At 70.6% G+C, this 15,914-nt stretch carries 17 protein-coding genes and 3 tRNA genes; 13 read left to right on the top strand and 7 right to left on the bottom strand.

Going from position 1 to position 15,914, the window contains the following annotated elements; genetic code table 11:
* Positions 1 to 501: 501 nt before the first annotated feature.
* From IOD16_RS34115 to IOD16_RS34105, 3 genes are all read right to left on the bottom strand, one after another.
* The gene (locus IOD16_RS34115) at positions 502 to 2,475 is read right to left on the bottom strand and encodes a tetratricopeptide repeat protein (RefSeq protein ID WP_201437727.1); all 1,974 of its coding nucleotides are present in this window, start codon (positions 2,473 to 2,475) and stop codon (positions 502 to 504) included.
* Positions 2,476 to 2,501: 26 nt separating this feature from the next.
* Positions 2,502 to 2,906 (bottom strand): hypothetical protein, encoded by a 405-nt coding sequence (locus tag IOD16_RS34110; protein ID WP_236594545.1) that lies wholly within the window; start codon positions 2,904 to 2,906, stop codon positions 2,502 to 2,504.
* Between the two features lie 712 nt (positions 2,907 to 3,618).
* Entirely contained in the window at positions 3,619 to 3,861 is a 243-nt protein-coding gene (locus IOD16_RS34105) for a hypothetical protein (RefSeq protein ID WP_123745235.1), read from the bottom strand.
* Between the two features lie 269 nt (positions 3,862 to 4,130).
* Between IOD16_RS34105 and IOD16_RS34100 the strand changes: the two genes are divergently transcribed.
* Entirely contained in the window at positions 4,131 to 4,613 is a 483-nt protein-coding gene (locus IOD16_RS34100; RefSeq protein ID WP_201437725.1) for a hypothetical protein, read from the top strand.
* Here IOD16_RS34100 and IOD16_RS34095 read toward each other — a convergent pair.
* Positions 4,610 to 5,401, bottom strand: coding sequence for a GNAT family N-acetyltransferase (locus tag IOD16_RS34095; protein WP_201437724.1), 792 nt, complete (start codon positions 5,399 to 5,401; stop codon positions 4,610 to 4,612). The genes IOD16_RS34100 and IOD16_RS34095 overlap by 4 nt on opposite strands.
* 38 nt (positions 5,402 to 5,439) lie before the next feature.
* Between IOD16_RS34095 and IOD16_RS34090 the strand changes: the two genes are divergently transcribed.
* From IOD16_RS34090 to IOD16_RS34060, 7 genes are all read left to right on the top strand, one after another.
* Positions 5,440 to 6,207, top strand: coding sequence for a PhzF family phenazine biosynthesis protein (locus IOD16_RS34090; RefSeq protein WP_201437723.1), 768 nt, complete (start codon positions 5,440 to 5,442; stop codon positions 6,205 to 6,207).
* 175 nt (positions 6,208 to 6,382) lie between these two features.
* On the top strand, positions 6,383 to 8,986 hold the full coding sequence (locus tag IOD16_RS34085; RefSeq protein ID WP_123745239.1) for a bifunctional diguanylate cyclase/phosphodiesterase: 2,604 nt from the start codon (positions 6,383 to 6,385) through the stop codon (positions 8,984 to 8,986).
* A 66-nt stretch (positions 8,987 to 9,052) separates the two neighbouring features.
* Positions 9,053 to 9,128 (top strand) — tRNA-Thr (locus IOD16_RS34080).
* Positions 9,129 to 9,170: 42 nt separating this feature from the next.
* Positions 9,171 to 9,243 (top strand) — tRNA-Met (locus tag IOD16_RS34075).
* 84 nt (positions 9,244 to 9,327) lie between these two features.
* Complete coding sequence (gene rpmG, locus IOD16_RS34070; RefSeq protein WP_015105301.1) at positions 9,328 to 9,492, top strand: 50S ribosomal protein L33; 165 nt, start codon at positions 9,328 to 9,330, stop codon at positions 9,490 to 9,492.
* A 74-nt stretch (positions 9,493 to 9,566) separates the two neighbouring features.
* The gene (locus IOD16_RS34065; protein ID WP_123745240.1) at positions 9,567 to 10,016 is read left to right on the top strand and encodes a MaoC family dehydratase N-terminal domain-containing protein; all 450 of its coding nucleotides are present in this window, start codon (positions 9,567 to 9,569) and stop codon (positions 10,014 to 10,016) included.
* Positions 10,013 to 10,432, top strand: a complete 420-nt coding sequence (locus IOD16_RS34060; RefSeq protein WP_201437722.1) for a MaoC family dehydratase — start codon at positions 10,013 to 10,015, stop codon at positions 10,430 to 10,432. Before IOD16_RS34065 ends, IOD16_RS34060 begins: the two co-directional genes overlap by 4 nt.
* Here the strand turns inward: IOD16_RS34060 and IOD16_RS34055 are convergent.
* The 3 genes from IOD16_RS34055 to IOD16_RS34045 all read right to left on the bottom strand — a co-directional run bounded on the left by IOD16_RS34055 (position 10,429) and on the right by IOD16_RS34045 (position 12,873).
* A complete protein-coding gene (locus tag IOD16_RS34055; protein WP_201437721.1) occupies positions 10,429 to 10,824 on the bottom strand; it encodes an MmpS family transport accessory protein in 396 nt (131 codons plus the stop codon). The two genes, IOD16_RS34060 and IOD16_RS34055, sit on opposite strands and share 4 nt — an antisense overlap.
* A 91-nt stretch (positions 10,825 to 10,915) precedes the next feature.
* Complete coding sequence (locus IOD16_RS34050; RefSeq protein ID WP_201437720.1) at positions 10,916 to 11,506, bottom strand: MmpS family transport accessory protein; 591 nt, start codon at positions 11,504 to 11,506, stop codon at positions 10,916 to 10,918.
* A gap of 125 nt (positions 11,507 to 11,631) precedes the next feature.
* Positions 11,632 to 12,873 carry a pyridoxal phosphate-dependent aminotransferase gene (locus IOD16_RS34045; protein WP_201437719.1) on the bottom strand — a complete coding sequence of 414 codons (1,242 nt, stop codon included), beginning with the start codon at positions 12,871 to 12,873 and terminating at the stop codon, positions 11,632 to 11,634.
* Positions 12,874 to 13,060: 187 nt separating this feature from the next.
* Here IOD16_RS34045 and IOD16_RS34040 point away from each other — a divergent pair.
* From IOD16_RS34040 to rplA, 5 genes are all read left to right on the top strand, one after another.
* A tRNA-Trp gene (locus IOD16_RS34040) sits at positions 13,061 to 13,133 on the top strand.
* Between the two features lie 31 nt (positions 13,134 to 13,164).
* Positions 13,165 to 13,569 (top strand): preprotein translocase subunit SecE, encoded by a 405-nt coding sequence (gene secE, locus IOD16_RS34035; protein ID WP_123745245.1) that lies wholly within the window; start codon positions 13,165 to 13,167, stop codon positions 13,567 to 13,569.
* Between the two features lie 65 nt (positions 13,570 to 13,634).
* A complete protein-coding gene (nusG, locus tag IOD16_RS34030; protein ID WP_201437718.1) occupies positions 13,635 to 14,519 on the top strand; it encodes a transcription termination/antitermination protein NusG in 885 nt (294 codons plus the stop codon).
* 99 nt (positions 14,520 to 14,618) lie between these two features.
* On the top strand, positions 14,619 to 15,053 hold the full coding sequence (gene rplK, locus IOD16_RS34025; protein WP_123745247.1) for a 50S ribosomal protein L11: 435 nt from the start codon (positions 14,619 to 14,621) through the stop codon (positions 15,051 to 15,053).
* 76 nt (positions 15,054 to 15,129) lie between these two features.
* Positions 15,130 to 15,846, top strand: coding sequence for a 50S ribosomal protein L1 (gene rplA, locus IOD16_RS34020; RefSeq protein ID WP_123745248.1), 717 nt, complete (start codon positions 15,130 to 15,132; stop codon positions 15,844 to 15,846).
* Positions 15,847 to 15,914: the final 68 nt, after the last annotated feature.

The following is a 15,914-nucleotide window of genomic DNA, read 5'->3' as shown; positions in this document are numbered from 1 at the left end:
TTACCATCCGAGCGGTAACCTGGTCTTGGCCGGTTACTGTGCTGAGATGCTCTGACCTGCACAGTTACCGAGGTTACCGAGGTTATCGACCTTGGAGACGGCTGTATGCGGGCTACGACAGCGGGTCTCTTCGCAGATCTGCCGGATGCCCGCAACGTGGTTCAGGAATCGCTTGGGGCCCAGTCAGGGCTGCCTGATCCGGATGTGTGCCGAAGTGATGATGCTGTGAACTATAAGCGCTGGTCAGTATGGTTCATGCGACACTCTGGGGATCAGTCGCCAGCCGGGCCAAGCTGATTCGGCGCAGCCGCACATGCTTGGCAGTCCATGCGTGGCCGTCTCTGGTACCAGAGGCTTCGGTAACCGTGCGGGTCACGAACCATGCAGATTGATAACCGAGCTACAAGCCCCTGACCCGCACGTTACCGGAGTTACCGTCCTGGAAGAGGATGCGATACCGCAGGGAGAGGAACTCGTCAGGCACTGGATTGAGGTGGCGAATCAGTCATGGCCGCTTGTCGTGGTATCGAGAATCGAGCGGATCGTTCTGGTTAGGTGATGGTCGGGGCCCAGTACCCGTTCGGCATCGGCCAGCACCGCCTTGTGCAGCGGGATCGCCCGCTCCAGATCGTCCGCTAACTGGTAGGCGCTGGCCAGGTTGTGGCGTGAGCCCAGCGTAGTCGGGTGGTCGGGGCCCAGCACCCGCTGCTGATCGGCCAGCACCGCCTCGTGCAGCGGGATCGCCCGTCCCAGATCGCCCGCTAACTGGTAGGCGTAGGCCAGGTTGTGGCGTGAGCCCAGCGTGTTCGGATGGTCGGGGCCCAGTACCCGTTCGGCATCGGCCAGCACCGCCTTGTGCAGCGGGATCGCCCGCTCCAGATCGTCCGCTAACTGGTAGGCGCTGGCCAGGTTGTGGCGTGAGCCCAGCGTGGTCGGGTGGTCGGGGCCTAGCACCCGTTCGGCATCGGCCAGCACGGCCTCGAACAGCGGGATCGCCCGCTCCAGATTACCCGCCGACCCGTAGGCGCAGGCCAAGTTGAGGCGTGAGCCCAGCGTGTCCAGGTGGTCGGGGCCGTAGAGGCGTTGGTGGCTGTGGATGCTGCGGGTGTGCAGTGCGATGGCTGTGGTGGTGTCGCCTTGGCCGTCGAGGTAGACGCCGAGGTGGTTGGCGAGGTGGCAGAGCGGTTCGGTGTCGGTGTCGGGGTGGGTGTGGTCGAGCAGTGCCCGCGCGTGGGGCAGGACCGTCTGGAAGACGGGCCAGTCGGCAGGCAGGTCTGGGTCTATTCCGGTAAGCGCGGTGGCGAGGGCGGTGGCGGTGGTGTCGCGGGCGTGGGCGATGTCCGTGGGTTGGCGGTGGGGGTCGGTGAGGTCGGGGTCGGGGGTGCGGGTGAGGGCTTGGACCAGGCGGTGCACGCCGATGGTGTCGCCGGTGAGGGTGATCATGCTGTAGGCGGCCAGCCGGCCCAGTGCCTCCGACAGGTCCGGCTCGTCGAACGTGCCCGCGAGCAGGGCGCGGGGGATGGCGTCGGGGGCGTACCAGGCCAGGTGCCGCAGCACCCGCCCGGCCAGGGGCGTGTCGGCGAGGCGGTCCAGGGTGACGTGCCAGACCCTGGCCATGGTCCGCTGGGCGTCGCCGCCCTCCGCGGTCGCGGTGAACATCCGCGCCGGGTACCGCCTCAGCAGGTCCAGGTAGGCGGCCGGGGTGATGCGGGTCTGAGCGAGGTAGGCGCCCGCCTGCTCGATCGCCAGCGGCAGCCACCCCAACTCTTCGCACAGCCGGTCGGCGTCGGTCAGGTCGGCCTCGGGCCGCTCCGCCCGCACGACGCGGGTCAGCAGCTCCACGGCCTCCTCGGCGGGCAGCACGTCCAGCGGGACCGTGGCAACGCCCCGCCAGCCGGTGCCCTGGCGGGAGGTGATCACGATCGTGCCGGTCCGGACACGTTCCAGCAGCCCCGCCGCGTCTGCCGGCGTGGTCAGGTTGTCCAGCACGAGCAGCCACCGGTCATGGGTGGCAAGCCACCGCACGCCCAGTTCGGTGCGCTGCTCCAGCGGCGCACCCGCAACCTGAGGGGCGAGGGTCGTCGCCAGGTCGGCCAGGCCGGTGTCGATCGCGGCCGGGGAGTCCGCGGTGATCCACCAGACCGGCGCGTAGCGGTCGGTGTGCAGGTGGGCGAAGCGGGCGGCCAGGGTGCTCTTACCGACCCCACCCAACCCGTGGACCGTGACCACCACCGCGCGCCCCGAACCCGCCACCGCCGCGTCCAGACGCGCCAGCTCACTGGACCGCCCCACGAACAGCTCCGAGTCGGCCGGAATCCTGCCCAGTCCGGGCGTTGCGGGGATCGATTCCATGTCAGGCACACCCGGTCCGTCGAGTACCAGATCCCCCTGCACCAGGGTGCCTTGCAGGGTACCGATCGTGGTCCCGTCGGCACCGGTCACGTTCCCGGTGACCGAGGCTGCCGGTGCGACCATGGTTGCTGCCGCCGACGTGGCGTGGCCTAATGCCCCGTCGGCACCGGAGGGTCCGGAGGGTCCGGAGGGTCCGGAGGGTCACCAACCTGACCGATGTGCACCCCGGTCGTCGTCCCCGAGCCCGAGCCGCCGGTCACGCCGCCGGTGAAGACCACACCGCCGCCGGTGGCAGTCTGCGATGCCGGAGGCGGAGCCACCTCCCGGGAAGCAGTGCGGTCACGTCCCTGGCGCAACGCCACCACCAACGCCACGACCGCCACCACCAGCCCGCCGATGCCCGCGAGCCAGCTCAACGCCTCCAGGACCGGCCGCGCCTTATGTGTCTCGTCGGTCAGGAAGACCGGCACACCGAACCGCAACACCGCCCACGCCACACCACCGCCGACCAGCGCGCCACCGGCCACCCACCAGGCACGGCTCCGACCGACCACCACGACACCCCTCAACCCACAAGAGCTACAGCGCCCACGGACCGATACCCGATCATCGCACCCCGCCCGCCCACCGCTACCAAAACCACGCATGACCGCGACATCCGCTCATCTACAGGCTGGCGTCCACAGCTCAAGCCCACACCTCAACGAACTCCACGTCGATCCCTACCTGCTCCCGACCGCTGCTGTGCACGCCCTCTCGTACCGACCTGTGCGCACTAGGTGCCTACACCGACAGCGGTTGCTCATATCGCCAGATACAGACTGGGCGGCCAGTGTTGTCCGCGCTTCGCCTGGCGCTGTACACGAGCGCCCGCTGAGGGCTCCAGCGGACGTCTGTGCCGAGTGTGTACCGAAGTGACTGCGCCGAGAGCTGTAAGCGCTGGTCACAGATGGTCTACGCGGGACTCTGTAAATCCGTCGCGAAAGCTACAGAGGTTCGAATCCTCTACCCGCCACGTAAACGCAGACCCCTGTTCGCGAAAGCGCGAGCAGGGGTTTGCGTTGTGCCCTCCGAGGGGGCGACCACGAGGCCCGCTGGCAGGCGCTGCTCCCGGTCCCGACCTCGGCGACAGCGGCCCAGCGCAAGTAGGTCGTCAAGCGTGGGGCCAGTCCGTTGACGTAGGCGAGGCCGGCGCGCAAGCGCTTCCTCTCGCTTGCGTGCCGGCCTCGTGTGCAGCATAACCCATATCGAACGCCTGTTCGAGGGTTACGCGATGGCGGCTCGGCCCTCTTCGGTCAGTTCGGCGTCCGTGCGCTCGTCCAGGCCCACCGCGCGCCGTGCCCGCAGCAGTCCCGCGTGGACCAGGTCGTGGGTGACCATCTGGTCGCAGCACGGCAACCCGTCGACGTACAGGTCCGGCTCGCGTCCCCCCGACAGCTCGGCCCGACCTGCGGCAACGGCGCGGAGCATGGATTTCGCCCGGCCGGACAGCTCCCTCGCAACGTTCATGGCGGCCCCCTCGCCCGTCCTTCCCGTTCCTGCTTCCTCACCCTGTAAGAGGTCTGGACCTGCGCTTCGAGTACCCCGCCCGGGCAAGTTCACTCGGGTGGACCAGGGCATCACCACTGTCCCCCACTGCGCCTTTCGGACGACGACGCCACGCCGACCGGTTGCGCCGATCAGCCCAACCGAACTACCCGTGACCGGCCGGCGCTCCGATCGACCCGTTGTCGCCCGCAGGGGCGGATGGGGCCAGTGGGGCGCTGAGACTGGCGTCCATGAGCGAAATCCTCGTCGCCCTCGCCGCCCTCACGACCGGTGTCGCGCTCGGCCTGGTCGTCCGGTCCGCCGGACGGCGCCGGGCACCCCTGGTCGCCGACGCGCGCGAACTGCTCCACGCCGCCGACGACCTGGAGTACGGGCTGAACACCGTGCTCGAGTTCGGCCCGCTGTCGCTGTCCGAGCTCGCGTCCGTCGACCTGCCCGCGAAGCTCGACCGCGTCGCCTCCACCGGCGAGGTGCCCAGAGCGGCCCTGGCCACGCTGAAGGCGCACACCGACAAGATCGCCCTGCACCCCTACCCCGAGCAGCGCGACCTGCTCACCGCGGTCCGGGAGGACGAGGCCGCGGTCTGGCTGGCGCTGCGCGACGCGATCGGCAGCGGCGCGGCGCAGCACGTCGCCGCCACGCAGGCCCGCCTGGTGCTGGACGAGATCCGCGGCGGCCTGCGGTCCGAGCGCCGCGAGCAGGTGCTGGTCTAACGGGCGGGGCGCCGCTGCCAGGTCGTCCACAGCGGCCGGTAGCCGTGGGAGTACCAGAACGGCGCGGACAGCGGGTTGGGCAGGGCGTGGTGCAGCAGCGTCACGCCGACGCCCGCACCGTCCAGCAACCGGTGCGCGTGGTCGGCGAGCGCCGCGCCGACGCCACCGCCCCGCGCGTCCTCCCGCACGCCCAGCAGCCCGATGTACGCCACCGGCCGCACGGACGTCCGCGCCGCGATCCAGTCCGAGTGCCCCGGCAGGTCGTAGTAGAGGAAGCCGACGGCCTCACCGTCGCGCTCCGCCGGCCACGCGCACGGCTCGGACCTCGCGAGCAGCGACTCGACGTGCTCGCGCAGCCGCTGGCCGCTGGACGGCCGGGCGGTCACCACGCCGAACCGGCCGTCGAACCGCACCGTCTCCAGGTTCAGCGCGACCGCCGCGCCCAGGTGCCCGCGCGCCAACGGCACGACCCGCACCGCCGAGCGGCCGTCGAGGCCGCGGCCGGGCAGCCGGGCGGCGGTCACGAGCAGGGGTGCGAACCCGTGCCGCGCGAGCACTTCGGCCGCCTCCACGGCACGGCTGGGCACGGTCACCGACGCGGCCGTGTCGTGGTCGCCCGCGCCGCTCAACGGCCACCGGCGCAGCAGGTCGTCCAGGTCCGCGCCGGGGTGCCGGCGCAACGAGTGCGTGCGCAGCGCTCCCCACGAGGCGTTCAGGTCGTCCGCGGACACCTCGGTGAACGAGTGCGGGTCGTCGGCGGGCGCGAGGTCGGGCAGCAGCGGGTCCACACCTGCCGGCCAACCCCTCCGGGACGTACATTGCCGGCGTGGACCTCTACGTGGTCGACGCGTTCACCGACCGCGCGTTCGCGGGCAACCCGGCGGGCGTGGTGCTGCTGGACGGCCCGGCGGACGAGCGGTGGATGCAAGCCGTCGCGGCCGAGATGAAGCACGCCGAGACGGCGTTCGTGCGCGTCGACCGCGGGGACCCGCTGCCGCTGCGCTGGTTCACGCCCGTCGCCGAGGTCGACCTGTGCGGTCACGCCACCCTGGCCGCCGCGCACGTGCTCGGCGGCAGCCGCGGCTTCGACACCCGCAGCGGCGTGCTCACCTGCACGGCCGAGGACGGCTGGGTGGAGATGGACTTCCCGGCCGACCCGGCGGAGCCGATCGAGATGACCACGCCGCTGCGCGCGGGCCTGCCGGGCGTCACGGTGAGGGCCGTCGCGCGGGCCGTGTCCGACGTCCTGGTCGAAGCCGCGTCCGCCGACGAGGTCCGCGGGCTCCGACCGGACTTCGCGGCGATCGCCGAGGTGTCCGGCCGCGGTGTGATCGTCACCGCACCGGGCGACCGGCCCGGCCTCGACGTCGTGAGCCGGTGCTTCTACCCCTCCTACGGAGTCCCGGAGGATCCCGTAACCGGTTCCGCGCACTGCACGCTCGCCTCGTGGTGGGCGCCGCGGCTCGGCCGCGCGAACCTGCTGGCCGAGCAGGCGTCGGCCCGCGGAGGGCTGGTCCGGACCACTCTGGACCAAGATCGGGTACGCCTCGCCGGACAGGCCGTCACGGTGATCCGGGGCCGACTGATCGTGTGATCCGGTCCGTGACTTCTCGTGGCGTTCCGCTACACGACCTGCCATTTCGTCCCCCGACCGGGGTACATTGGCAGCCTTGGAGGGGTCCTGGTCGGTGTTCGGGGCCCCTCAGTCACGCCCGGAGCCCGTAGGCCGCGACCCGGCCTGCCGCGACGACGGCCGACGAGGAGGCTGGATGTCCGACCACGCGTCGGCCACGGCGCCCAGCGCGCCGACCCGGTCCACGAACCGCGCGTTCAGCGTGTTCGCGGTCCTGCTCCTCGTCGCGGGCGCGCTGTCCGCGTTCCTGGTCGGCAGCTGGCTGCCCGACTCGGACCCCGACGTCGACCTGTGGTGGACCGGCCCGCTGCTGGTGATCGGGTTCCTGCTCGCCGAGCAGCTGGCCATCAACGTCGACGTGCGCAGCGGAGTGGCCTGGACCATCTCGTTCACCGAGATCCCGCTCGTGCTCGGCCTGCTCGTCGCGCCGTTCGAGATCGTGCTCGCCGCGCACGTGGTCGCGGGGGTGGGCACGCTGCTCGGCCGCCGCGTGCTCGACCGCGCCGTCTACAACGCGGGCCTCATGTTCATGGAGATCTCGGTGGCCTTCGCGGTCGCCGAGCTGGTGAAGCGGTTCCTCGGCGCGGACGGCCCGTTCTGGGCGGGCGCGTTCATCGGCACGATCGCGGTGCCGCTGCTGGCCAGCGTGCTCGGCCTGACCGCGTTGCGGATCATGGGCAAGGGCATGAGGGTCGCGCCGAGCCTGCGCCTGGTGCTCCAGACGCTCGTGGTGGCCCTGCTGAACACCTCCGCCGGCCTGGCCGGCTACGAGATCGCCGACAAGGCGCCGTGGGGCGGCCTGCTGATCGGCCTGGTCTTCCTCGGCATCACGGCGATCTACCTGGCCTACTCCGGCCTGCTGCGCGAGCAGCGCGACCTGGAGGCGCTCAGCGAGGTCTCGTTGCGGGTGGCCCGCTCGGGCCGCCACGTCACCGGACCGCGCGGCGCGAACCAGGAAGAGGACGACGGCTGCGGCGAGGACGACGACTGGCAGCTCATCGCCGAACGCATCCGCGAGCAGCTCAACGCCAACCGGGTCGTGCTGCGGCTGCGCACCGACCCGCAGGCCCCGATGCGCACGCTGGTCGCGGGCGAGCCGCTGCCGCCGGGCATGCGCCGCGACGACCCGCGCGTGCTGCGCGAGGACGCGATGCTCCAGCTGCCCGGCGCCCAGGTGCGGTACTTCCGCATCGTCGACGCGGGCGAAGAGGTCTCCGAGTCCCTGGTCCGCCGGGACGCGCAGGAAGCGCTGGTCGTGCCGCTGCGCGGGGCGACCCAGCTGCTCGGCGCGGTCGAGGTGCACGACCGGCTCAGCCGGTGGCGCGGTTTCGGCAAGGCCGACATCCAGCTCCTGCGCACCCTGGCCAGCCACCTGTCCACCGCCGTGGACAACCGCCGGCTGCTGGCCCGGCTGCGGCACGACGCCTACCACGACCCGTTGACCGGCCTGCTCAACCGGCCCGGTTTCCGCGAGGCCGCCAACGAGCCCATGCGCGAGGCGGACGCGGCCGTGGTGGTCCGCATCGACCTCGACGTGCTGTCCACCGTCTCCGACGCGCTCGGCCAGGCGTGGGGCAACCGGATGGTCGTCGCCGCGGGCCGCCGGCTGCGCGACGAGCTGGGCCCCGAGGTGCCGCTGGCCAGGCTGGAGGGCGGCGCGTTCGCCGCGCTGCTGCTGGACCGGCAGGCCGAGCAGATCCAGGAGATCGCCGAACGGCTGCGCGCCGCGCTGTCGGTGCCCTACCCGGTGGACCGGCTCACCGTCGAGGCGGGCGCGGTCGTCGGCTGGGCCACCACGGCGGACTGCGAGGTCGACGAGCCGGACCCCGACGCGCTGCTGCAGCGCGCCGACGTGGCCGTCCGGGCGACCAGCGACAACGAGCCGCTGCGCCAGTACGCGCCGAGCATGGGCCAGATCTTCCTGCGCCGCTTCCAGCTGGTCACGCAGTTCCGGTCCGCGCTGGAGACCGGCCAGATCTCCGTGCACTACCAGCCGAAGGTCGCGCTGCCGAGCAGGCAGGTGATCGGCGCGGAGGCGCTGGTGCGGTGGAAGCACCCCGAGTTCGGCCGCGTCGACCCGGACGAGTTCGTGCCGGCCGTCGAGGCGACCGGTCTGATCGACGTGCTGACGGACTTCGTCATGGACACGGCGCTGGCGCGGGTGCGGCTCTGGATCGACCGCGGGCTGCGGATGTCCATCGCGGTGAACCTGTCCGTGCGCACGTTGGCCGACGAGGAGTTCCCGGACCGCGTGGCGGCGGCGTTGAAGCGCCACGAGGTGCCGCCGGAGCTGCTGACGTTCGAGCTGACCGAGTCCGGCGTGATGGCCGACCCGGAGCGGGCCCTGCCCGTGCTGCGGCGGCTGCACCAGATGGGCGTCGTGCTGGCCGTGGACGACTTCGGCACCGGCTACTCGTCGCTGGCCTACCTGAGGCAGCTGCCGGTGGACGAGGTGAAGATCGACAAGAGCTTCGTCCTGGGCATGGGCACCGACCTCGGCGACATGGCGGTGGTCCGGTCGATCGTGGAGCTCGGCCACTCGCTGGGCCTCACGGTGGTCGCCGAGGGCGTCGAGGACGACGCCGCGCGCGACCAGCTCGTCGGCATGGGCTGCGACGTGGCGCAGGGCTACCTGATCTCCCGGCCGCTGTCCGAGGACCGCTTCGAGGCCTGGTTGCGGGCCCGGACGGTCCAGGTCAGGGGAGCGCGGGATGAGACGGTGCTCACCTTGGTCCACTAGTGAGGCCCCCCGATTTCCTTTCTGCGGCACGCCTGTTGTAGAGTTCTCTTGGCTCCGCAAGAGCAAGCCCCTTTAGCTCAGTCGGCAGAGCGTCTCCATGGTAAGGAGAAGGTCTACGGTTCGATTCCGTAAAGGGGCTCCACAACTGGCCGCGGTGCACGAGCATCGCGGCCGTGTTGTGTAAAGCGGTGTAGCTCAGTTGGTAGAGCAAGCGGCTCATAATCGCTGTGTCGCCGGTTCAAGTCCGGCCACCGCTACTCAGCTAGATCCCCGCCAGGCGGTAAGCCCGCACTGGTCGCCCGGTCGGGTCGGGGCACACGAGCTCTGGGAAGGCAAGGACCGTGGCTGCAACCGACGTACGCCCCAAGATCACCCTCGCGTGCGAGGAGTGCAAGCACCGGAACTACATCACCAGGAAGAACCGGCGCAACGACCCGGACCGCCTGGAGATCAAGAAGTTCTGCCCGAACTGCAAGACCCACCGCGCTCACAAGGAAACCCGCTGAGCCGGTAGCCAGACCGCACGACGAGGCCCGTCCCGGGAACCGGGGCGGGCCTCGTCGCGTATAACCTGCTGCGCGTGCCTCTCGACCAGTCGTTCGTCGGACGTTCCTACCCGCCGTCGCCGCCCTACGAGGTCGGCCGCGAGAAGATCCGCGAGTTCGCCGAGGCGGTGGGCGAGACCAGCCCGCTGCACCGCGACCCCGAAGCCGCCCGCGCGGCCGGGTACCGCGACGTCATCGCGCCGCCCACGTTCGCGATCATCGTGTCGCTGAAGGCGAACGACGTGCTGGTCGAGGACCCCGACCTCGGCCTGGACTACAGCCGCGTGGTGCACGGCGACCAGACGTTCGTCCACCACCGCCCGATCGTCGCGGGCGACCGCCTCACCTCCGTGCTGCACGTGGACAACATCACGTCGCGGATGGGCAACGACATGCTGGCGGTCCGCGCCGAGGTGCGCACCGAGGACGGCGAGCCGGTCACGACCGGTCGCTGCACGCTCGTGGTGCGGGGGGAGGACGCGTGATCCGCGCGTCGGAGGTCTCCGTCGGCGACGAGCTGCCGCCGCTGTCGGTCCGCATCACCCGCGCCGACCTCGTCCGGTACGCGGGCGCGTCCGGCGACTTCAACCCGATCCACTGGAACGAGCGGTTCGCCCGCGAGGTCGGCCTGCCGGGCGTGATCGCGCACGGGATGCTCACCATGGGCCTGGCCGCCCGGATCGTCACCGAGTGGGTGGGCGACCCCGGCGCCGTCGTCCAGTACGGCGTGCGCTTCGGCAGGCCCGTGCCGGTGCCTGACGACGAGCAGGGCGCGCTGGTGGACGTCACCGCGAAGGTGACCAAGGTCCTGGACGACGGGACGGTCAAGGTCAACGTGACGGCCGTGGTCGAGGGCAAGTCCGTGCTCGGTGGCGCGTCGGCCGTCGTCCGGCTCGCCTAGAACCCGCACAGCGCGCTGGTGTGCGCGCCGGTGGCGGTCGCGGAGCGCCGTTCCACGCCCGCCACCCGCACCTCGCACGCCACGTCACCGCCGTCGGGCCCGATCGTGACGGTCAGCTCGCCGTGATCGGGCTCGGCGGTGAACAGCTCCAGCCGCCAGGGCAGCGCGCTCAGCTCCTCCTGGCGCGTCTCGCCGTCCCGGAAGGTCGAGTAGGTGACGGTGGCCCGGCCCGCCGTGCCGCTGACCTGGTAGACGACCCGGACCGGCGGCTCCGGCGCCGCGGTCCACCGGACGAGCGCGATCGAGCCCACCACGAGCGCCACCGCCGAGGTGATCACGAGCCACCTGCGGCCCGGACGCCCGGGTGGGTCGGGCAGGGCGGGTTCCGCCATCGTTGCGCTCCTCGGGTGAAGATCGATTCGACTGAATGGACCATCGGTCTCGTTCTACCGACGGTTACACCGGTCACCCGAAGGAGTTAAGTCAGAAGTTCGAGCAACTCGCGACCGCGTTCGGTCCGGAGGCGGTCGCGGTCTTCCGCGCCACGCCGTCCACCGTCACCGCGCACGTCACCGTGCCGCCGTCCGCGCTGGTCGTGACGTCGAGCGTCCCGCCGTGGGACAGCCCCTTGACGGTGAACTCCTTGCTCCACGGCAGCGTGGCGACCTCCTCGGCGGTGGCGGTCGAGCCGGTGGCGCCGAAGGTCGAGTAGCTGACGGTCGCCCCCGAGGCGTCGCCGGTCACCTCGTAGAGGAGCACGGCTCCCTTGTCGGCCCTCGTCTGGAGGTCGTCGAGCGCGTTCTCGGCGTCGGACGTGGCCCGGCCGAACAGCGCCACCCACGCCACGGAGACGACGAGCCCGAGCGCGGAGAGCACCACGGCGGCGGTGGCGAGGCCCTTGTTGTCGGCCTGCCCGCGGGCGACCCGGAGCAGGCCGAGCAGCCCGAGGCCCAGCCCCGCGAGGACCAGTGACCAGGCGACGACGCCGAGGAGGGGGACGAAGCTCGCCACGAGGCCCAGGAGCCCGAGCACGAACCCCGCGGTGCCGGGGCCGTTGCGCTGTGGGTCGGACATGACCCCTCCGCTTCCGTCAGAGTGGTACACATCACAGCTACCCGGCGTGACGCGAATAAGTCTCAATACGACGAAAGGCACCCCCATCGGAGGTGCCTTCCGTGACGGAGCGTCGAAACTGTGTGCTACTCGACCTCGGCCAGCAGCTCGGCCATCCGCGTCACACCGGTCTTCAGGTCGTCGTCGCCCAACGCGTACGACAACCGCAGGTAGCCGGGGGTGCCGAAGGCCTCGCCGGGCACCACGGCCACCTCGGCGTGCTCCAGGATCAGCGCCGCGAGCCGCACGGTGTCGGTGATCTCGGCGCCGCGCAGCGTCTTGCCGATCAGCGCCTTGACCGACGGGTACACGTAGAACGCGCCCTTCGGGGTCGGGCACTCGACGCCGGGGATCGCGGACAGCAGGTCGACGATGGCGCGCCGACGGCGGTCGAACGCCTCGCGCATCTCGTGCGCCGCGTCCAGCGGCCCGGACACGGCCTCCAGCGCGGCCCGCTGCGACACGTTCGCCACGTTCGACGTCAGGTGGGACTGGAGGTTCGCGGCGGCCTTCACCACGTCCGCCGGGCCGATCAGCCAGCCGACCCGCCAGCCGGTCATCGCGTAGGTCTTGGCCACGCCGTTGAGCACGATCGTGCGGTCCGCCATCGCGGGCACGGCCACCGGCAGCGACACCGACTCGGCGCCGTCGTACACCAGGTGCTCGTAGATCTCGTCGGTGATCACCCAGAGCCCGTGCTCCAGGGCCCACTCGCCGATCGCGGTGATCTGCTCGCGGGAGTAGACCGAGCCGGTCGGGTTGGACGGCGAGCACAGCAGCAGCACCTTGGTCTTCGGGGTGCGCGCCGCCTCCAGCTGCTCCACCGTGACCAGGTAGTCGGTCGACTCGTCCGCCGTGACCTGCACCGGGATGCCGCCCGCCAGCGTGATCGCCTCGGGGTAGGTGGTCCAGTACGGGGCGGGCAGCAGGATCTCGTCGCCCGGGTCCACGACCGTCGCGAACGCCTGGTAGACGGCCTGCTTGCCGCCGTTGGTGATCAGCACCTGGGCGGCGGTGACGTCGTAGCCCGAGTCGCGCTTGGTCTTCGCGGCTACGGCCTCCCGCAGCTCGGGCAGGCCGGCGGCGGGGGTGTAGCGGTGGTTCTTCGGGTCCGCGCAGGCGGCCTGAGCTGCGGCTACGATGGCGTCCGGGGTCGGGAAGTCCGGTTCGCCCGCACCGAAGCCGATCACCGGTCGACCCGCGGCCTTGAGCGCCTTCGCCTTCGCGTCGACCGCGAGGGTGGCGGACTCGGCGATGCCGCCGATCCGCTTGGAGATCCGCGGGTGCTCGGAGGTACTGGTCCCGGTGGTCGTCTCAGGCGTGCCCATGCCGCCAATCGTGGCAGATCGCACAACCGGGTGAGCGCCCGGCACCCCCTCTGACCGGGCCAGTTGGAAGAGGGGGCACCTGGTGCCGTATGCTTCCGGTCTTGGAACGTCCAGTCGCTGCCTCACGGGCCACGTGAGGAGGGTGCGGGGCGTCTCCAGCCAGGGGATCCGGACCGCCGGATCCCAAAGGGGTGTAGCTCAACTGGCAGAGCAGCGGTCTCCAAAACCGCAGGTTGCAGGTTCAAGTCCTGTCGCCCCTGCGTCGAAGCGCGATGGTGAGCGGAGGACGGCATGAGCGAGGGCCGCGAGCAGGACCAGCCGGAAGAGCGCGAGGGCGCGTCCCGGCCGGTTACCGCCGCAGCGCGGCGCGAGCGCCGTGGTTCCGCGCGACCGGCGGGCCGCAAGGACTCCGTGGAGGCGAAGAAGGCGGCCGAGGCCGACTCCGACGCCGAGGAGGCCAAGAAGGGCCGTCCCACGCGTTCGCGGGCGGACTCGGAGAAGCGGGTCGGTTTCTTCGCCCGCATCGTCCGGTACATCCGCGAGGTGGTCAGCGAGCTGCGGAAGGTCATCTGGCCGACCCGCAAGCAGATGATCACCTACACCGGAGTCGTGTTGGTCTTCGTGGCCTTCATGGTGGCGTTGGTGTTCGGCCTGGACACGGCCTTCGCCTGGGGCATGTTCAGGGTGTTCGGCTGAGCCGATCGCCTGCCGCCCCCGGTGGCGGCGGAGCATGTGATGCATGAGAGGAAGCGAGACCCACAGTGACCTCCGAGAACGGCGGCGTTGACGCCCAGGAGCTGAACGACCTGACCGACGAGCGGGACTTCGACGGTGGCGTCGAGGACGTCGAGCAGGCGGAGGCGTCGGAGGAGACCGAGGAGTCCGCCCCCGTCGAGGCCGAGTCCGACGAGGACGTCGAGTCCGGTGGCGACATCGAGTCCGGTGGCGACATCGAGTCGGGCGGTGACGTCGAGGCCGAGTCCGACGCCGTCGAGTCCGGTGGCGACGTCGAGGCCGCCGTCGTCGACATCGACGCCGAGCCCGCGGACCCCGCCGAGGAGATGCGCGAAGCACTGCGGCGCGCGCCCGGCGACTGGTACGTCGTGCACTCGTACGCGGGCTACGAGAACAAGGTCAAGACCAACCTCGAGACGCGCATCCAGACCCTGGACATGGAGGACTTCATCTTCCAGGTCGAGGTGCCGACCGAGGAAGTCACCGAGATCAAGAACGGCCAGCGCAAGCAGGTGCAGCGCAAGGTGCTGCCCGGCTACATCCTGGTCCGGATGGAGCTCAACGACGCGTCGTGGAGCGCGGTGCGCAACACGCCGGGCGTCACGGGTTTCGTCGGCGCGACCTCGAAGCCGTCGCCGCTGACCATCGACGAGGTGCTGAAGTTCCTGCTGCCCCAGGTCGAGCAGAAGCCCGCGGCCGGCAAGAAGAGCGCCGGCACGCCCGCGAAGTCGACCGTCGAGGTGGACTTCGAGGTCGGCGAGTCGGTCACCGTCATGGACGGCCCGTTCGCGACGCTGCCCGCGACGATCAGCGAGGTCAACGCGGACGGCCAGAAGCTGAAGGTCCTGGTGTCGATCTTCGGTCGCGAGACCCCGGTCGAGCTGTCGTTCAGCCAGGTCTCCAAGATCTAGCCAGGACAACAAGATCTCCGGCTCCTCCGCACAGGGGGAGCCGGCAGCCACGCTGCGGCTGGCAGGGCCGCGCGCGGACACCGCAATAAAGGAACCGAGATGCCTCCCAAGAAGAAGAAGCTCGCAGCGATCATCAAGCTGCAGATCAAGGCCGGGGCCGCGAACCCCGCGCCGCCCGTCGGCCCCGCGCTGGGTCAGCACGGCGTCAACATCATGGAGTTCTGCAAGCAGTACAACGCCGCGACCGAGTCGCAGCGCGGCACCGTCGTGCCGGTCGAGATCTCCGTGTACGAAGACCGCTCGTTCGACTTCAAGCTCAAGACCCCGCCGGCCGCGAAGCTGATCCTCAAGGCCGCCGGTGTCGAGAAGGGCAGCGGCGAGCCGCACCGCCTCAAGGTCGCCAAGGTGACCATGGACCAGGTGCGCGAGATCGCGCAGACCAAGATGGTCGACCTCAACGCCAACGACGTGGACCAGGCGGCGAAGATCATCGCCGGCACCGCCCGCTCCATGGGCATCACCGTCGAAGGCTGACCTCTCTCTTTTCGTAGTCGTGGGAGAGCCGCGCGCTGGCTCGTCACCACAACTGATCCACTTTAAGGACAGAAGCATGAAGCGCAGCAAGGCGTACAAGAACGCTGCTGAGCTGGTTGACCGTGAGCGGCTCTACTCGCCGCTGGAGGCAACCAAGCTCGCCAAGGAGACCTCCAAGGTGAAGCTGGACGCGACCGTCGAGGTCGCCATCCGGCTCGGCGTCGACCCGCGCAAGGCCGACCAGATGGTCCGCGGCACCGTGAACCTGCCGCACGGTACGGGCAAGACCGCCCGCGTGATCGTCTTCGCGACCGGCGACAAGGCCGCCGAGGCCGAGGCCGCCGGCGCCGACGCGGTCGGCTCCGAGGACCTGATCGAGCGCATCCAGGGCGGCTGGCTCGACTTCGACGCCGCGATCGCCACGCCCGACCAGATGGCGAAGGTCGGTCGCATCGCCCGCATCCTGGGCCCGCGCGGCCTGATGCCGAACCCGAAGACCGGCACCGTGACGCCCGACGTCACCAAGGCCGTGAACGAGATCAAGGGCGGTAAGATCAACTTCCGCGTCGACAAGCAGGCCAACCTGCACCTCGTCATCGGCAAGGTGTCGTTCGAGCCGGAGAAGCTGGTCGAGAACTACGCGGCCGCGCTGGACGAGATCCTGCGCGCCAAGCCGTCCGCGGCCAAGGGCCGGTACCTGAAGAAGATCACCGTCTCGACGACGATGGGCCCGGGCATCCCGGTCGACCCGAACCGGACGCGCAACCTGCTGTCCGACGAGGCCACCGTCTGACGACGGCTCGTCCGAACCACCCGAAGCGCCCCCCGGCCTCCCGCCGGGGGGCGCTTCGCGTCGTCAGG

Source organism: Saccharothrix sp. 6-C (genome assembly GCF_016695385.1).
Taxonomy (GTDB): domain Bacteria; phylum Actinomycetota; class Actinomycetes; order Mycobacteriales; family Pseudonocardiaceae; genus Actinosynnema; species Actinosynnema texasense.
The sequence above is the reverse complement of the archived record's forward strand: the minus strand, read 5'-3'. Positions and strand labels throughout refer to the sequence as shown.

Bases quoted from the DNA above. Each gene is read 5' to 3' on its own strand.
- IOD16_RS34115 (WP_201437727.1), bottom strand. From the start codon at position 2,475: ATGGTCGCACCGGCAGCCTCGGTCACCGGGAACGTGACCGGTGCCGAC.
- IOD16_RS34105 (WP_123745235.1), bottom strand. From the start codon at position 3,861: ATGAACGTTGCGAGGGAGCTGTCCGGCCGGGCGAAATCCATGCTCCGC.
- IOD16_RS34100 (WP_201437725.1), top strand. From the start codon at position 4,131: ATGAGCGAAATCCTCGTCGCCCTCGCCGCCCTCACGACCGGTGTCGCG.
- IOD16_RS34085 (WP_123745239.1), top strand. From the start codon at position 6,383: ATGTCCGACCACGCGTCGGCCACGGCGCCCAGCGCGCCGACCCGGTCC.
- IOD16_RS34055 (WP_201437721.1), bottom strand. From the start codon at position 10,824: ATGGCGGAACCCGCCCTGCCCGACCCACCCGGGCGTCCGGGCCGCAGG.
- IOD16_RS34050 (WP_201437720.1), bottom strand. From the start codon at position 11,506: ATGTCCGACCCACAGCGCAACGGCCCCGGCACCGCGGGGTTCGTGCTC.
- IOD16_RS34045 (WP_201437719.1), bottom strand. From the start codon at position 12,873: ATGGGCACGCCTGAGACGACCACCGGGACCAGTACCTCCGAGCACCCG.
- secE (WP_123745245.1), top strand. From the start codon at position 13,165: ATGAGCGAGGGCCGCGAGCAGGACCAGCCGGAAGAGCGCGAGGGCGCG.
- rplK (WP_123745247.1), top strand. From the start codon at position 14,619: ATGCCTCCCAAGAAGAAGAAGCTCGCAGCGATCATCAAGCTGCAGATC.
- rplA (WP_123745248.1), top strand. From the start codon at position 15,130: ATGAAGCGCAGCAAGGCGTACAAGAACGCTGCTGAGCTGGTTGACCGT.